Raw genomic sequence first — 16,782 nt, forward strand, 5'->3', positions numbered from 1 at the left:
ACGAAAAACAATACCCACAGGGTTAAAAGGGAACGATTATGGTACGTAAGAAGCTTGCGGTTGCGGTTGCAGCGATTGGGGTCTTACAGGCAAACGTGGCGAATGCACTGGGAGTGGGCGAGTTTTCCCTGTTTTCGGCGCTTAATCAGCCATTAGAAGCAGAAATACGGCTTCAGAACACTGGAGACCTTGATAATAACCAGGTCATTATCAAACTGGCTGAGCCGGAAGATTTCAGTAATGCCGGTATCAGCAGGGACTTTTTCCTCACCAATATTAATTTTAAGGTCGAGCTTGATAGCCAGGGTAACGGCATTATCAAAGTGACTACCCGTGAACCTGTGGTTGAGCCCTACCTGAATTTCCTGATTGAAACCCGCTGGCCCAGCGGCCGGTTGTTGCGTGAATATACTGTATTACTGGATCTACCCGTATTTAGTGAGAGTGATGTCGAGCCGGTACAGGCTGCGACCTCCTCAATGTCACAGCAAACCGATACACCACCACCTGCTACAGCTACTGCCGCCTCAGTCCCAGTAGTTACCCATAGTAGACCTGCCAGCTCCGCTAGTACTCCTCGCAAAACCCTGGAACAAGGTGAGCTAAGTCCGGGTGAAAAATACCGTGTACGCAATCAGGATACTCTTTGGGAAATTGCACTGAAGAGCCGTCCTGCAGAGGGAGTGAGCGTACAGCAGACCATGGTGGTTATTCAGCGTTTAAACCCACAGGCTTTTATTAATGGCAATATCAACCGGTTAAAGGCCGGTTCTGTATTGCGCCTGCCTACCCAGGATGATATCTCAGTTTCGGAGAAACAAGCTGTAGGCGAAGTGGCCAACCAGAATCGCTCTTGGCGATCAGGTGATGATACGGTAGCACCTTCCTCAGATGCCCAGCTGGATGCCACTGCAGCTGGCTCTAGCGAGAACACCTATTCAGAGCAACCTCGCTTATCGATTGCCGCCAGTGGTGACAGTGATGTATCAAGCACTGGCGAGGGGGAAGGTACTGATAGTTCAGATAGTGTTGATAGTACTAATAGCGCAAGCGTTGCTTTGCAAAATGAGCTGGCAGCCAGCGAAGAAAGCCTGGATAAGATTGAGCGTGATAATCAGGAACTGAAGACTCGTCTTGAAAATATGGAAGCCAGAATGGCTACCCTACAGCGCTTACTAGCGCTCAAGGAAAGTCAGCTGGCAGATCTGCAAGATAGCGCCGCAGCTGCAGCGCCTGTGGCGGCCAAACCAGAACCCAAACCTCAACCCAAACCTCAACCTCAACCAAAGCCCAAATCAAGTCCGGTAGACCAAGTGCTGGATAATCCACTTTATGTTGGTGGCGCTGCTGCGTTGCTGCTGGCAGCTATTGCTATTGTGTTGTTGCGTCGCCGCAAAGAGGCCGCCGCAGCTGATGAAGATTTCACCACTGACTATGTCCAAGAAGCTGTTAAAGAAGGTATTGAGGAAGAGGCAGATACTTTAGCTGATGTCGCAATGGACGAAACCGTAACAGATACGGTTGCTGAGATTGAAGGGGTCGATGAGACCGATAACCTGATTGCTGAGTTAGAGCAGCAAATTGCAGCTGACAATGCTAATGAAGCCGCCATGGCTGCAGCAGATGATGCTGAGGAATCATTAATTGAAGGGGTGGAGCCTTTAGACAATGCCGCACCTGTAGAGTCTGCAGCTGAAGTGCCGTCAGAGACTGGCGATGCGATGGCTGAAGCGGATATCTATGTGGCCTATGGTCGCTTTCAGCAAGCGATTGATTTGCTTCGCTCTGCTATCGACCAGAAGCCTGAGCGCAGTGACCTGCAATTAAAACTATTAGAAGTGTATATCGAAACTCGCGACAAGCCGGGTTTCCAGCAGCAGTACCTGGCCTTAAAGGCTTTAGGTGATGATGCCGCCACTGGAGAGGCTAAAGAAATCCTCTCCAGTGTTGAAGGTGTTGCCGATTGGTTGGACGACCTGCCGGGGAATAGTAATAACTTTACCGATGAAGATATGGATGCTGAGATTGCCCTGGATGATTTGGATTTAGATTTTGATGAAGACAACAGCGATGACTTTGTCGAGGCTACTACGGTACAGTTAGATGCTGCCGAATTGGAAGATACACCGACTAAAGCCGATTCATCTAGTCCTTTGGATTTGCCTGAAGAGCCTGAATTGAGTGACAGTTTGGGTGATAGTTTAGGTGATAGTTTAGGTGATAGTGAAGCCTTTGACCTTGATTTGGAATCTTTAGCCGATACTGATCTTTCTGAATTGGAGGCTGAGTTTGGCGATGCCGCCCCAGCTACTGAAAGCTCCGCCACTGAGACCTTTGGTGCCGATGTTGCAACTGATGCTGATGCCGATGATTTTGACTTCCTTGCTGATACCGATGAGATCGCCACTAAATTAGATCTGGCCCGGGCCTATATCGATATGGGTGATGCAGAGGGTGCCAGGGATATTCTTGATGAGGTGATGCAGGAAGGTTCTGCTGTACAAAAGCAGGAAGCGCAAGCTTTATCAGAGCGTATAGACTAGTTCGCCCTATGAACAAACCTGCTTTTAACGCCCAATTTTGCAAGGGTGATCGTGTAGCCATGGCCGTTAGCTATGACGGCAGTGCCTTTCATGGCTGGCAGAGTCAGCGCAAGCCGCAGGTAGCCACGGTACAGGAGACCCTCGAACAAGCCCTCAGCACCATCGCCAATGCCCCCGTTATTGTCCAGTGTGCCGGTAGAACCGATGCCGGAGTTCATGCCAGCCACCAAATCGTACATTTTGATAGCCCCTCGGATCGGGGAGAAAAGGCTTGGGTGAGCGGTGGTAATACCAACCTGCCACCCAATATCTCCATTAGTTGGGCCAGACCCGTTCCCGAAGACTTTAATGCCCGTTTCTCCGCCACCGCCAGGCGTTACCGCTATGTGATTTTAAATACACCAGCGCGCTCAGCCTTGTTGGCAGGAGGCGTTACCTGGGAAAATCGTCCCCTCAATGAGCACGCCATGCACGAAGCGGGGCAGGCCTTATTGGGCGAGCTGGATTTTACCTCCTACCGAGCCGTTGCTTGCCAGTCCAAAACCCCCATGCGCAATGTGCATTTTGTGGAGGTCCGCCGTCGCGGTGATATGGTGATTATCGATATCCAGGCCAATGCTTTTTTGCATCATATGGTGCGCAATATTGCTGGTGTGTTACTCGCCATAGGTGCCGGTATCAAACCCGTTAAGTGGGCAGAACAAGTATTATTAGCCAAAGATCGCAAGGTCGCGGCTGCAACAGCCCCTCCCTTTGGTTTGTACCTGGTGGGGGTGACTTACCCCGAGCATTTTCAGCTACCTCAATCCGACCCGGGACCCTACTTTTTGTCCGGTTTTTAGCCTCCTGTGGTGCAGACAGCGGGGGCAGCGTTTGTTACTATAGCGCACCTTAATTGATTGATTATTAATACACTTTTGCCTGTGAAGTCTGCTGTGAGTCATGCCCTTAAAAGTCGCACCCGTGTCAAGATCTGTGGGATTACCGATCCCTACGATGCGCAACTGGCGGTTACAGCTGGTGCCGACGCTATCGGGTTGGTGTTTTATGAGCCAAGCCCACGGTCGGTCACCGTGGCTCAAGCGGCTGAAATTTGCTCGGTAATACCAGCCTTTGTTTCTGTGGTGGCGTTAACGGTTGATGCATCGCCAGAGTTAATACAGCAGATAACAGCGTTACCCATTGATCTTTTACAATTTCATGGCAATGAAAGCCCAGAGCAATGTGCCGCTGCCGGTCGCCCTTATATGAAGGCGATCAGAATGAAACCCGGTTTGGATATTTCCAGTGAGATTGAACGTTTTAATGGTGCTCGCAGTATCCTGTTAGATGCCTATCGCAAGGGAGTGCCTGGTGGTACCGGAGAATCTTTTGACTGGGATTTAATCCCCATCGAGTATCGCCATCGTATAGTGTTAGCGGGTGGATTAACGCCCGCCAACATTGCCGATGCAGTGACACAGGTTAAGCCTTATGCCGTTGATGTTAGCGGTGGTGTAGAGGTATCGGCAGGCAAAAAAGATCAAGTGAAAGTTGTTGAATTTATTAAAGGTGTTCAGCGTGCTGATACCGCCCTTAAATGATATGAAGTAATGGTGTAGTTAGATGACAGACAAGACAACAGAAAAAGCAGTAGATTATTCAGCGGTTCCCGATGAACATGGCCGTTATGGCCCCTACGGAGGACGCTATGTTTCTGAAACCTTAATATCAGCCCTGGATGATTTGGCAGCATCTTATAATAAATTATCCGCTGATCCGGATTTCCAGGCTGAGTTTGATAAAGATATGGCCCACTATGTAGGTCGTCCTTCACCTCTATACCATGCCGAGCGTTGGAGTAACGAGGTTGGTGGTGCCCAGATCTATTTGAAGCGTGAAGACTTAAATCACACTGGCGCCCATAAGGTGAATAACACCATTGGCCAGGCTTTATTAGCGAAATACTCCGGTAAAAAGCGAGTCATCGCTGAAACCGGTGCCGGCCAGCACGGTGTTGCCTCCGCTACCGTTGCCGCCCGTTTGGGGATGGAGTGCCAGGTATTTATGGGTGAAGACGATGTTAAACGTCAGTCACTCAATGTTTACCGCATGAAATTACTCGGCGCAGAAGTCATCCCGGTAACCTCTGGCTCGAAAACTTTAAAAGATGCCATGAACGAAGCCATGCGCGACTGGGTAACCAATGTCGATGAGAAATTTTATATTATTGGTACCGTTGCAGGCCCCCATCCTTATCCACAGTTGGTTAGGGATTTTCAATCTATCATAGGTCGTGAAACCAGGGCCCAGCACCTGGAAATGACCGGCAAGCTGCCCGATGCCCTGGTTGCCTGTGTAGGGGGTGGTTCTAATGCTATTGGTTTATTCCATCCATTCCTGGAAGACGAAAGCGTTAAGATGTATGGCGTTGAAGCGGGTGGTAACGGTGTTGAAACCGGTGAACACGCTGCGCCACTGAGTGCCGGTGAGCCCGGTGTGCTCCACGGTAACCGTACTTATCTAATGCAAGATGAAGATGGTCAAATCAGCCGTACTCATTCTGTTTCTGCCGGTTTGGATTATCCCGGTGTGGGGCCAGAGCACTCCTGGTTAAAAGATATTGATCGCGTTAATTATGTGGCTATCAATGACGATGAGGCCTTGCATGCATTTCGTCAGTTAACATTGACCGAAGGTATTATGCCGGCGTTAGAGACTAGCCATGCATTGGCTTATGCAGAAAAGCTGGCCAGGACTATGACACCAGAGCAAAGCATTGTGGTGAATTTATCCGGCCGCGGTGATAAAGATATACTCACCGTTGCTGATATCGATGGCATTGAAGTTTAACGTAGACAAAAAGCTAAGAGGAAAAAACCTTGAGTCGTATCACTGCTTGTATGCAAGCATTAGAAAAAGAAGGCCGTAAAGCACTAATTCCCTATATTGTTGCTGGCGATCCGACGCCGGATTTCACCGTAGACATGATGCATCAGCTGGTAAAAAGTGGTGCTGATATTATTGAACTGGGAGTGCCTTTTTCTGATCCTATGTCAGAGGGGCCGGTTATTCAGTTGGCCCACGAAAGAGCGTTGGAACACAGTGTGAGTTTGACTGGCATTATAGCGATGGTGAAGCAGTTTCGTCAGCAGAATCAAACGACCCCCGTTGTATTAATGGGCTATGCAAACCCCGTGATGAAAATGGGTTATGATAACTTCGCCAACGCTGCGCTAGAATCTGATATTGATGGTTTGCTAACGGTCGATTTACCACCGGAAGAAGCGGATGCACTAAATGCCGCCCTAAAGCGAGTAGAAATAGACAGCATTTTCCTGATTGCCCCAACCACTACCGAAGAGCGCATCAAAAGCATCGCCAACTTAGCCACCGGTTATTTGTACTATGTTTCCCTCAAGGGGGTGACGGGTGCAGGGCATTTGGATATTGATTCGGTCAAAGAAAAAATGGCGATAATCAAGGCGATTACAGACCTGCCTGTGGCGGTTGGTTTTGGCATTAAAGATAATGAGTCCGCCGTATCGATTAGCCGCTTAGCCGAAGGTGTCGTAGTTGGTAGTGCGCTGGTGAACAAAGTGATTGAGGTTGCCGCTGCAGGCGAAGATAATGTGGCTGAGCAATCATCAGCGTTGATTACTGGCATGCGTGAAGCAATGGATATTGCCTGAGCTTGATATACAATGAATAATCACAGTAGATCCACAACAATAGTTCCACAACAATAGTTCCACAACAACAGGAAAACCCATGAGCTGGCTAGACAAAATACTTCCCACCCTTGGTAAACCGGAACAGCAGGACCGCCGTGCCAGTGTTCCTGAAGGTTTGTGGAAAAAGTGCGTAAAGTGCGATGCGGTACTCTATCGTCCAGAATTAGAAAAAAATCTCGGTGTTTGTCCCAAGTGTGAACACCATATGCGTGTCGGTGCCCGTCGCCGTATTGATAGTTTTTTAGATGAGTCAGGTCGCGAAGAGGTCTTTGCAGAGATTGAGCCCATTGATCGGCTGAAATTTAAAGACAAGAAAAAATATAAAGACCGTTTAACCACAGCGCAAAAAAGCACCGGCGAGAAAGATGCTTTGATAGCAATGCGCGGCTCAGTTAAAGGTATGCCGATTGTGGTAGTGGCGTTTGAATTTAACTTCCACGGTGGTTCCATGGGTTACGCGGTGGGTGAGAAATTCACTCAAGCGGCTAACCTGGCCCTGCAAGAAAATATTCCCTTTGTCTGTTTCTCAGCATCCGGCGGCGCCCGTATGCAGGAAGCTCTTATTTCCCTTATGCAAATGGCAAAAACCAGTGCCGTGCTGGAGCGCTTAAAGCAAAAGGGCGTACCTTATATTTCGGTGATGACAGACCCCATTTACGGTGGTGTATCAGCTAGCCTGGCCTTATTAGGTGATATTAATGTGGCGGAACCTGCTGCCCGCGCTGGTTTTGCCGGCCCGAATATTATCGAGCAGACTATTCGCCAGAAATTGCCACCGGGTTTCCAGCGCAGTGAATTCCTGATGGAGCATGGTGCCATTGATATGATTATCCACCGTAAAGATATGCGCGATACTTTATCCAGCATTCTTTCCAAGCTGACACATCGACCAGCGGCTTAAATGCGTTTTGATAAACTGCAGGACTGGTTGCAATGGCAAGAGTCCTGCCACCCCAATGAGATAGAGCTAGGCCTCGAGCGCGTGGGTAACGTTGCCAAAGCTATGGCTGTCTCGCTCAGTGACTGCCAGGTGATTACGGTTGCCGGTACCAATGGTAAAGGTTCCTGTGTCGCCACCCTTAATGCTTTACTGCTCTCCGCGGGATACCGCGTCGGTTGCTACACCTCTCCTCATTTTCTCCGGTATAACGAACGGGTAATGCTCAATGGCTTTCCTGTCGATGACCAGACGTTAATGAAATCCTTCCAGCGTATAGATGATGCCAGGGCAGAGACCGCGCTGACTTACTTTGAATTTGGCACCCTGGCCGCCCTCGATATTTTTGAGCGCAGCGCTTTGGATGTGGTGGTGCTCGAGGTGGGTTTGGGCGGGCGGCTTGATGCGGTCAATATCATTGATACCGATGTCGCCGTTGTTACCAGTATTGATGTGGACCACCAGGACTGGCTGGGCTCAGACCGCGAGCAAATAGGCCGGGAAAAAGCCGGTATATTCAGGGTTGGTAAACCCGCTATTTCAGCAGGGTTAAATCCGCCCGCTTCCCTACGGCTAGCGGCGCAAGAGTGCGGCGCTGAATTTTATCAGGCAGGGCAGCACTTTCAGTATGACGATACTCGTTGGTCAGGGACAAACCTGAGCCAGCAAACGGTTGAATATAGTGATTTACCGGAACCCCGGCTACCGAGAGAAAGTGTGGCTGCAGCCATACAGGCAATACAGCTATTGCCCTTGCCGGTGGCTGGGACCGACTACGCCATTCTTAATGATATTCAGCTGCCTGGGCGCTTTCAGCAGATTGACATCAAAGGCAAACAGGTCATTCTTGATGTTGCCCATAATCCGGCGGCAGCCAGCTATTTATCCCGCCGTTTACAAAGCCAGGTCTGCCGTGGCCAGACTTTTGCGCTTATGTCGGTGATGAATGATAAAGACCTTGATGGTATTGTTACTGCGCTTAATGCGACAATTGATAGCTGGTTTATTGCTGACCAGCCGAATAATAACCGCGCTATGCTCGCCAGTGAAATGGCAGCCGAGCTAGCACAGCACAATATTGAGAGCATAGACATCAGTAAAAATATTCAGCAGGCCTGCCAAAGGGTACTATCTTTGATGGAGAAGGCAGATCGTCTGGTCGTTTTCGGGTCTTTTTTTACTGTTGCCGAAGTATTAACACTACACGATGCCCAAAATGGACATCATCAAGAACAACATCAAGAATAATAACAATAACAAGTTAAGAGAATCACTCAATGAATGATGGTTTTAAGCAGCGATTAGTAGGTGCGATTGTATTATTGGCCATTGCCCTAATACTCTGGCCGGTTATTTTTATCGACCCTGACGGTATCGTTATGGACCGCAGCAGCCAAATTCCGCCGGTCCCGGATTTTGACCAATACCGTGTGGCAAAACCCGTTCGCCCACAAATTATTGAGCCTATCAATAAACCTTCGCCAAAGCCTGTTGCTAAACCCGCTTCTAAGTCTGCCCCCAAGTTGGACCAAAAAGGTTTACCAGAGGCTTGGGTTCTACAGGTAGCCAGCTTTACCCAGCTTCAAAAGGCGGATGACTTAAAGCAGGCCCTGCAGAAAAAAGGCTATAAAACCTTTACCCGATCTATCTCCACCAAAGAAGGCAAGTCAAAACGCGTCTATATTGGCCCCCGCTTTAAAAAAGACGCTTTTAATAAAGATAAAAAAACCATTGATAAGGTCTATAAAGTCAATTCCATGGTGGTGAAATTTGAGCAGTAAGCGGGTAGAATTCGCGCTGCAATAAAACGAGCATAAACAATGGTCATGAATTGGGCAGATTGGACTATCGTGGGTATTTTAACGGTATCCAGTTTAATCAGTATCAAGCGGGGTTTTGTCAAAGAAGCGATATCGCTGGCAATATGGGGCATAGCGCTTTTTGTTTCCGTAGCCTTCCATGAGCGTATGGCCGTATTGATGCAACAGGCAGTAGAATCCGCTTCACTTAGGTACCTGCTGTCATTTGTTGCCCTGTTTGCCGCTACCTTCGTGGTTGGCTCAATGGTTAAATACCTGGTTGGCGAATTAGTTAAAATGACGGGCCTTAGCGGCACCGATCGTTTATTTGGAATGGCCTTTGGCATGGCACGTGGTGTTATTGTTGTCATGGCCCTGTTGATACTGGTGCCCATGGCATTCCCGGTAAATCAGGATGCCTGGTGGCAGCAATCCAGCCTGATTCCACAGTTTTTATTGATTGAGTATTGGTGTAAAGATACCTTTGCGTTACTGCTAGATCTATTTGGGCGCTTAATGCCCTGACTTCTTCTGAGGACCAGAGAAGCCATTAATGAAGGATTCTGGAACTGTTGTTGTTTGAAATCAGCAATAGACACTTTAAGCGTTAGTGCTTTGTGAGGTTTGATCGATGTGCGGCATTGTCGGCATAGTAGCCAAGTCCAATGTAAACCAAGATATCTATGATGCCTTAACGGTATTACAACACCGGGGGCAGGATGCAGCGGGTATAGTGACCTGCGATAACGGTCGCCTGAACCAGCGCAAAGGCAACGGCCTGGCCAAAGATGTTTTCCATAACCGCCATATGCAACGCCTTACCGGTAATATCGGAGTAGGGCATGTGCGCTATCCAACGGCAGGCAGTTCCAGCCCAGCATTGGCCCAGCCTTTTTATGTCAACTCCCCTTACGGTATAAGCCTTGCTCACAACGGTAATCTGACCAATGCGGCAGAATTAAGTAAAGAGATATTCCAGACGGACCTGCGCCACCTGAATACGGATTCTGATTCTGAAGTTTTGCTGAATGTCTTTGCCCATGAATTACAACGGCTGGGCAAGTTAGCCCCTTCAGCTGAGGATATTTTTTCTGCGGTTGAAGGTGTTCATGCTCGCTGTCGTGGTGGTTATGGCGCGATTGCTATGGTGGCTAATTATGGTGTGGTAGGTTTTCGTGACCCTCATGGTATTCGCCCGATGGTGTATGGCAAGCGTGAGACCGAGGCCGGCACTGAATATATGATCGCCTCAGAAAGTGTTGCGCTGGATGGTTTGGGCTTTACATTGGTAAGAGATGTAGCCCCGGGTGAAGCCGTTTATATTGATGTGGATGGCAATTTGGAATCTCGCCAATGTGCAGCCAACACCAAAGCAACCCCCTGCATTTTTGAACATGTTTATTTTGCCCGTCCAGATTCCATTATGGATGGTGTCTCGGTGTATAAATCCCGTTTACGCCAGGGCGATAAACTTGCCGCTAAAGTGCTGCAACTCAGACCCGATCATGATATTGACGTGGTTGTGCCGATTCCTGACTCTAGCCGTATTGCTGGCCAATCTATGGCGCAAAGACTGGGTGTGAAGTTTCGCGAAGGTCTGGTTAAAAACCGTTATATCGGCAGAACTTTTATTATGCCTGGGCAAAGCCAGCGTAAAAAATCCGTTAAGCAAAAACTGAATACCATCGGTTTGGAATTTAAAGACAAAAACGTCATGCTGGTTGATGATTCGATTGTTCGTGGGACTACATGTCGCCAGATTATCGAAATGGCCAGAGACGCCGGTGCAGCAAAAGTTTATTTTGCTTCCGCAGCACCACCGGTTCGATATCCCAATGTTTACGGTATCGATATGCCTGCGGCCGATGAGTTAATCGCCCACGGTCGCACCGAACAGGAAGTGAGTGATCTAATCGGCGCCGATTGGTTGGTCTATCAGGACCTTGATGATCTGGTGGCCAGCTCAGTTGAAGGTAACCAGGAAATTCCAGAGTACGATTGCTCTGTTTTTAATGGCGAGTATATTACCGGTGATATTGATGAGAACTATCTCAACAGAATCGCCGCGGCACGTAACGATAAATCCAAGTCGCAGCAAGCGGAAACCGAAGATGGTGCCGGTATTGCTTTACATAATGACGAAGCATCCTGAATCTACTTAATGTAGTAGCTAGACAGCAAAGAGAAACAACATGTCTGAAAAAGATATTGAACGCAGAGCCGCATTAGCCAATGCACACATTGATACCTTAGCGATTCGTGCGGGTCAAATGCGTACCAGTGAAGGCGAAAATGCGGAGCCTATCTACCCGACCTCCAGCTATGTCTTTGATAGTGCGGAACAGGCCGCGATGCGTTTTTCCGGCGAAGAGACCGGCAACGTTTACTCCCGTTATACCAACCCAACAGTGCGTAACTTTGAAGAGCGTATTGCCGCGATGGAAGGTGGTGAAGCGGCAGTAGCAACATCCTCAGGTATGGCAGCTATTTTGAGTACCTGTATGTCATTGCTGCAGGCGGGTGATCATGTTGTTTGTTCACGCAATGTATTTGGTACCACGACTAACTTATTCTTAAAGTATCTGTGTAAGTTTGGTCTGGAAGTGACCTTTGTTGACCTGGTTGAATTACAGGAATGGTCAGCAGCCATTCAGACCAATACAAAAATGCTATTTTGCGAAACGCCCTCCAACCCCATTTGTGAAGTGGCAGACCTGGCGGCTTTATCGGCATTGGCAAAAGAGAATGATTGCCTGTTTGTCGTCGATAATTGCTTTTGTACACCGGCGCTGCAAAAGCCTCTGGAGTTTGGTGCTGATCTTATCATTCACTCAGCCACAAAATATCTCGATGGTCAGGGACGTTGTGTTGGTGGCTGTGTAGTAGGGCGTAAAACATTAACTGACGAGATTGTTGGCTTTCTACGTACCTGCGGCCCAACCATGAGTCCCTTTAATGCCTGGGTGTTTTTAAAAGGCCTTGAAACCTTGCGCCTGCGTATGGATGCCCATAGCAGCAATGCGATGGCGTTAGCGCTATGGTTGGAGCAGCAGCAAGGTATCGAGAAAGTCTACTACGCCGGTTTGGATTCACATCCTGGCAAGCCCTTGGCCACTAAGCAGCAGCGTGCTTATGGTGGTGTTTTATCCTTCTGTGTTAGCGGAGATAAAGCGGCAGCATGGCGCTTTATTGATGCGACCTGTATCTGTTCACTGACCGCCAACCTCGGTGATGTGAAAACCACTATTGTACATCCCGCTACAACTACCCATGGTCGTTTAACGGATGAACAGCGCGCTGCGGCCAGTATTAGTGATAACCTGATACGTGTTGCTGTTGGCCTTGAAGATATCGACGATCTTAAAATCGATATGCAGCGTGGTATAGCAGCGCTTTAAATACGATTCCTCCAGCGCTAAAAATCTCAAAAAAAAGCCCTGATCAAAAATGATCAGGGCTTTTTATTAAGCTAATTAGAAAACTGAAACTAGCCTGCAACTTTCACCGGCACAGCTTGTGGCTCAACGCTCAGGTCTTGCGAAGGTGGCGCAAAGTCGGTCAAGGTAATACCTTTAACGGCGGCCTTGTACTCTTCGAGGGTTGGAATGCGACCCAGAACAGTAGCCAGTACTACCATTGGCGTTGATGCCAATAGTGACTCACCTTTTTTCTCGTTAGAATCTTCAACCACGCGGCCTTGGAATAAGCGAGTAGAGGTGGCTAGTACAGTGTCACCCTTAGCGGCTTTCTCTTGGTTGCCCATACACAGGTTGCAGCCAGGACGCTCCAGGTACATGATGTTCTGGTATTCAGTACGGGCAGCGCCCTTCGGCGCGCTGTCGTCAAATTCGAAACCAGCGTACTTTTGTAGCAGCTCCCAGTCGCCTTCGGCTTTCAGTTCATCAACGATATTGTACGTTGGTGGCGCGATAACCAGTGGTGCGTTGAACTTCACTTCACCCTGGGATTCAAGGTTGCGCAGCATCTGGGCGATGATTTGCATGTCGCCTTTGTGCACCATGCAAGAGCCGACAAAGCCCAAGTCAACTTTCTTGGTGCCAGCGTAGAAGGAAGTAGGGCGGATAGTGTCGTGGGTGTAACGCTTGGATACGTCGGCGTTGTTCACGTCTGGATCGGCAATCATTGGCTCGTCGATCTGGTCCAGATCAATAACCACTTCTGCATAGTAGCTGGCGTTGTTGTCTGGTGCCAGGGCTGGGTTTTCACCTGACTGGATCTCAGCGATACGCTTGTCGGCCAGGTCGATGAGGCCTTGTAGCATGCTTACGTCGTTATCCATGCCTTTGTCGATCATTACCTGAATACGGCTCTTGGACAGTTCCAGAGACTTAATCAGTGTTTCGTCATTAGAAATACAGATTGAGGCTTTTGCCTTCATCTCCGCAGTCCAATCGGTAAAGGTGAAGGCTTGGTCAGCCATCAATGTACCGATTTGAACTTCAATGATGCGGCCCTGGAAGACATTTTCGCCGCCAAACTGCTTTAGCATCTGTGCCTGGGTTGCGTGTACTACATCACGAAAGTCCATGTGGCCCTTCATATCGCCTTTGAAGGTAACTTTCACAGACTCAGGAATTGGCATGGCTGATTCGCCAGTAGCTAGTGCAACCGCAACGGTGCCCGAATCTGCGCCGAAAGCTACACCTTTAGACATACGGGTGTGTGAGTCACCACCGATAATGATGGACCAGTCATCTACAGTAATGTCATTCAATACTTTGTGAATGACGTCGGTCATAGCGGGGTAAACACCTTTAGGGTCACGCGCGGTGATCAGGCCAAACTTATTCATAAATGACATTAGCTTGGGAATGTTGGTTTGAGCCTTGGAGTCCCAAACAGAAGCGGTGTGACAGCCTGACTGATAAGCACCATCAACACTTGGAGAGATAACGGTAGCCGCCATCGATTCCAGTTCCTGGGATGTCATCAGGCCGGTGGTATCCTGGGAGCCAACAATGTTTACCCGTACACGTACGTCTGAACCGGCGTGCAGTGCTGTGTCAGAGGCAACGCCAAGGGCGTTCTTGTTGAAGATTTTCTCAACAGCGGTCAGGCCCTGATTTTCAATAGAGATCTCTTTAGAGGGTGCAAACACTTGAGGTGCTTTGATACCCAGGGCGTTAGCAGCAATGGTCTGTAGCTTCTTACCGAAAACAAGAGCGTAAGAACCGCCGGCTTTCATAAATTCGACTTTCTGTGGTGTGAACGAAGAGGATACGTCAGCCAATTCCTGACCACCGTTGTACAGCTTTTTCGCTTTAGTATCGATAGTCAGCACGGTGCCGGTGGCTACTGAGTAAGCTTCTTCCAGTACTGGTTCGCCGTTGGCGTCCAGAACCGTGTCGCCGCTGGCGTCTACTTTCTTAACCCAGTTTTTCAGGTCAAGGCCGATACCGCCGGTTACGTCAACGGTGGTTAGGAAGATAGGAGAGATGCCATTAGTGCCCGCAACAACCGGTGCAAAGTTAACAAAAGGTACGTATGGGCTGGCTTGTTGACCGGCCCACAAGGCTACGTTGTTAACGCCAGACATACGCGATGAACCTACACCCATGGTACCTTTTTCTGCAATTAGCATTACCTTGGCGTCTGGGTGCTGTTTTTGCAGTGCAACGATTTCCTGTTGGGCTTGCGGGGTCATCATGCACTGGCCGTGCAGTTCACGGTCTGAACGAGAGTGCGCCTGGTTACCAGGTGACAGCAAGTCAGTAGAGATATCACCTTCGCCGGCGATATAAGTAACGACGTCGATTTTCTCGGCGATCTCTGGAAGCTTGGTGAAGAACTCGGCTTGCGCATAGCTTTCCAGAATATCTTTAGCGATGGCATTGCCCGCCTTAAACGCAGCTTCTAGGCGGTCGGTATCGGCTTCGTACAAAAATACCTGGGTCTTCAGAACTTCAGCGGCAGGGGTTGCAGCGGCAGCGTCATCAGACAGGGCCAGGTCCAGCAGGGCGTCAACAGAAGGGCCGCCTTTCATATGAGACAGCAACTCAAAGGCAAACTCTGCAGTAATGCCTTCAACGGAAGCACCCAGAATGATTTCTTTCAGAAATTGCGCTTTAACACCGGCAGCACTGGTAGTGCCTGGCAAGGTGTTGTAAATGAAGAACTTCAGAGAGTCGGCGCGGTGCTCATGCCCGGTATCTTTGATTTGTTCAATAATTTCTGACAGCAGCTCGGCGCTATCAATTGGCTTTGGATTCAACCCTAAGTCTTTCTTACGGGTTGCGATTTCATCCATATATTCTGAATATAAGCTCATTCAAACCTCTCACAGCAGGCAATAGTTATTAGTTTCTCATCTGAGACTAGAAGATGTCTCCATCGAATGGGGCGCGAAGTATACTAAAAATCATGGATGAAGTTAAGTTGTTGATCTCTATAGAGGTATTCTTTCTTTTGATTGGCAGTATTGTGGGGCTGAATGTTGGTGTAAAGCTAACAGACCGCTGGTAAAGGTAGTTGTTCGTTAATCAGGAATTGCTCAAAGCTAAAGCGGTAAATAGCCTGTTCAACAGCAGAATAGAATAGGACCTCCTGGCTGTTTGTATCGCATAGCAGCTGCTTTTGATAGGTGGGGGATTTACACGCTAAGGCATCCGGCGTAAACAGAGCCACATTGACCCCTCGCAAAGGGGCTCTGGCGGAGGTGAATTCAAAGGCCTCTACATGGCAGTTGCGTAATTCCGCGCCAATGGCCTGGCTGTACTGGTAGTTGTCTGCAGCAGTCAGTTCTGCCTGGTAATCAGCAAAAGGCGGTTTATGTAATTGGGCACCTTTGGCAGTGTGGTATTTAGCGCCCCAAATAGTGTGCTGGGTGCTGAATTTTTGGGAGGGCGGTGGTACTTCCATGCCACACCAAAAAACAAACCGGTAATAAGCCGCTTCGGCTAGTGCTGTCGGGGTATCTTTTGAACCATAAAACAGACTGGGCTCCGATCTTTTACCAAAGCGGGAGCCGTATTTTAGCGGGGGGTACCGGAATGGGGTGGCGAGAAGATAATGCAGACCGGCATGGCAGTGGCCGGGTTTATTGTCTTCCAGCATTTGCTCAAGCAGGTGTTGCTCTTCCAGATTTTCGACCAGGTGATTGGTTGCGACTTGTTCCTGGCTTTCGATAACACGGACCAACTGGCCGCTGAGTTGCTGGTGGCTAAAGCTGTTTTTGCAAGCTTGCCATATATTAATAGCATGATTCATAACAACGTCCTTGTCGGTTATTTATACTTTTCCGCGGATGGCATCCAGATATTCAAGTACATTGGTAAGCCCCTGAATAGTTTGAATTTCTTCCCTTGGGATTCCTTGTATATGGTGATTATGGGTTTTCATCCAATGTTTCATATCTTCAGGCTGCCCACCCACCAGAACATATAAGCAGCGGTAGCAGCGAATCAATAGCAATGCCAATTCTCCGGACTTACTGGATGGGTGGATACCGCGACTCAGCGAAGTGCGGTCTTTGCCGATGACCTTGCCAATATCGGCCTTTGATAGCCCCAGGCTTTTACCCGCGTTGAGTAATGCCTTAAGTAATACGGTGTGTGGGTCAGTTGTATAATGTGTTTGTTCGGCTGCGCTCATTAAGCTTACCTCTGTTCGTATACCTCATTCTTATACTATTTTGTTGTGTTTGCAACTCTTTTGTTGATCTTACCCTTATCTAGCCCAGTAACTTGCGGGGTTTACCGTTCAGTGAAGTTGAGTTGGGGTAGGTGGGGATATTAGGGCTTGAAGTGTCTTATATTTTAATGATTACCATT

General features: G+C 48.7%; 14 protein-coding genes. 11 read left to right on the plus strand and 3 right to left on the minus strand.

The genetic code is table 11. The features are described 5' to 3' along the window. Positions 1-38 precede the first annotated feature (38 nt). The 11 genes from P8H32_RS01410 (at position 39) to P8H32_RS01460 (ending at position 12,390) form a co-directional block, all read left to right on the plus strand. Positions 39-2,543: a FimV/HubP family polar landmark protein gene (locus P8H32_RS01410; protein WP_301088261.1), complete on the plus strand. Its 2,505-nt coding sequence runs from the start codon at positions 39-41 to the stop codon at positions 2,541-2,543. An 8-nt stretch (positions 2,544-2,551) separates the two neighbouring features. Next, on the plus strand, positions 2,552-3,385 hold the full coding sequence (gene truA, locus P8H32_RS01415; RefSeq protein WP_297293016.1) for a tRNA pseudouridine(38-40) synthase TruA: 834 nt from the start codon (positions 2,552-2,554) through the stop codon (positions 3,383-3,385). A gap of 93 nt (positions 3,386-3,478) precedes the next feature. Further along, positions 3,479-4,126, plus strand: coding sequence for a phosphoribosylanthranilate isomerase (locus P8H32_RS01420; RefSeq protein WP_297293015.1), 648 nt, complete (start codon positions 3,479-3,481; stop codon positions 4,124-4,126). A gap of 22 nt (positions 4,127-4,148) precedes the next feature. Then, entirely contained in the window at positions 4,149-5,375 is a 1,227-nt protein-coding gene (trpB, locus tag P8H32_RS01425) for a tryptophan synthase subunit beta (RefSeq protein ID WP_301088262.1), read from the plus strand. Between the two features lie 29 nt (positions 5,376-5,404). Continuing rightward, the gene (trpA, locus tag P8H32_RS01430) at positions 5,405-6,214 is read left to right on the plus strand and encodes a tryptophan synthase subunit alpha (RefSeq protein WP_297291916.1); all 810 of its coding nucleotides are present in this window, start codon (positions 5,405-5,407) and stop codon (positions 6,212-6,214) included. Positions 6,215-6,293: 79 nt separating this feature from the next. Beyond that, on the plus strand, positions 6,294-7,157 hold the full coding sequence (accD, locus tag P8H32_RS01435) for an acetyl-CoA carboxylase, carboxyltransferase subunit beta (protein WP_297291915.1): 864 nt from the start codon (positions 6,294-6,296) through the stop codon (positions 7,155-7,157). Next, positions 7,158-8,441 (plus strand): bifunctional tetrahydrofolate synthase/dihydrofolate synthase, encoded by a 1,284-nt coding sequence (gene folC / locus P8H32_RS01440; protein WP_301088263.1) that lies wholly within the window; start codon positions 7,158-7,160, stop codon positions 8,439-8,441. It abuts the gene before it with no gap. A 29-nt stretch (positions 8,442-8,470) separates the two neighbouring features. Beyond that, the gene (locus P8H32_RS01445) at positions 8,471-8,974 is read left to right on the plus strand and encodes an SPOR domain-containing protein (protein WP_297291913.1); all 504 of its coding nucleotides are present in this window, start codon (positions 8,471-8,473) and stop codon (positions 8,972-8,974) included. A 45-nt stretch (positions 8,975-9,019) separates the two neighbouring features. Beyond that, positions 9,020-9,517: a CvpA family protein gene (locus P8H32_RS01450; RefSeq protein WP_301088264.1), complete on the plus strand. Its 498-nt coding sequence runs from the start codon at positions 9,020-9,022 to the stop codon at positions 9,515-9,517. 106 nt (positions 9,518-9,623) lie between these two features. Further along, on the plus strand, positions 9,624-11,144 hold the full coding sequence (gene purF / locus P8H32_RS01455) for an amidophosphoribosyltransferase (protein WP_297291911.1): 1,521 nt from the start codon (positions 9,624-9,626) through the stop codon (positions 11,142-11,144). A 40-nt stretch (positions 11,145-11,184) separates the two neighbouring features. Continuing rightward, a complete protein-coding gene (locus tag P8H32_RS01460; RefSeq protein WP_301088265.1) occupies positions 11,185-12,390 on the plus strand; it encodes an O-succinylhomoserine sulfhydrylase in 1,206 nt (401 codons plus the stop codon). A gap of 89 nt (positions 12,391-12,479) precedes the next feature. On the opposite strand, the gene P8H32_RS01465 is transcribed toward P8H32_RS01460, so the two are convergent. From P8H32_RS01465 to P8H32_RS01475, 3 genes are all read right to left on the minus strand, one after another. Beyond that, positions 12,480-15,281, minus strand: a complete 2,802-nt coding sequence (locus P8H32_RS01465; protein WP_297291910.1) for a bifunctional aconitate hydratase 2/2-methylisocitrate dehydratase — start codon at positions 15,279-15,281, stop codon at positions 12,480-12,482. Between the two features lie 176 nt (positions 15,282-15,457). Beyond that, on the minus strand, positions 15,458-16,219 hold the full coding sequence (locus P8H32_RS01470) for an RES family NAD+ phosphorylase (RefSeq protein ID WP_297291909.1): 762 nt from the start codon (positions 16,217-16,219) through the stop codon (positions 15,458-15,460). A 21-nt stretch (positions 16,220-16,240) separates the two neighbouring features. After that, positions 16,241-16,603, minus strand: a complete 363-nt coding sequence (locus tag P8H32_RS01475; protein ID WP_297290748.1) for an MbcA/ParS/Xre antitoxin family protein — start codon at positions 16,601-16,603, stop codon at positions 16,241-16,243. Positions 16,604-16,782: the final 179 nt, after the last annotated feature.

The sequence above is a fragment of the Oceanicoccus sp. genome, assembly GCF_029238675.1.
Lineage (GTDB): Bacteria > Pseudomonadota > Gammaproteobacteria > Pseudomonadales > Dasaniaceae > Oceanicoccus.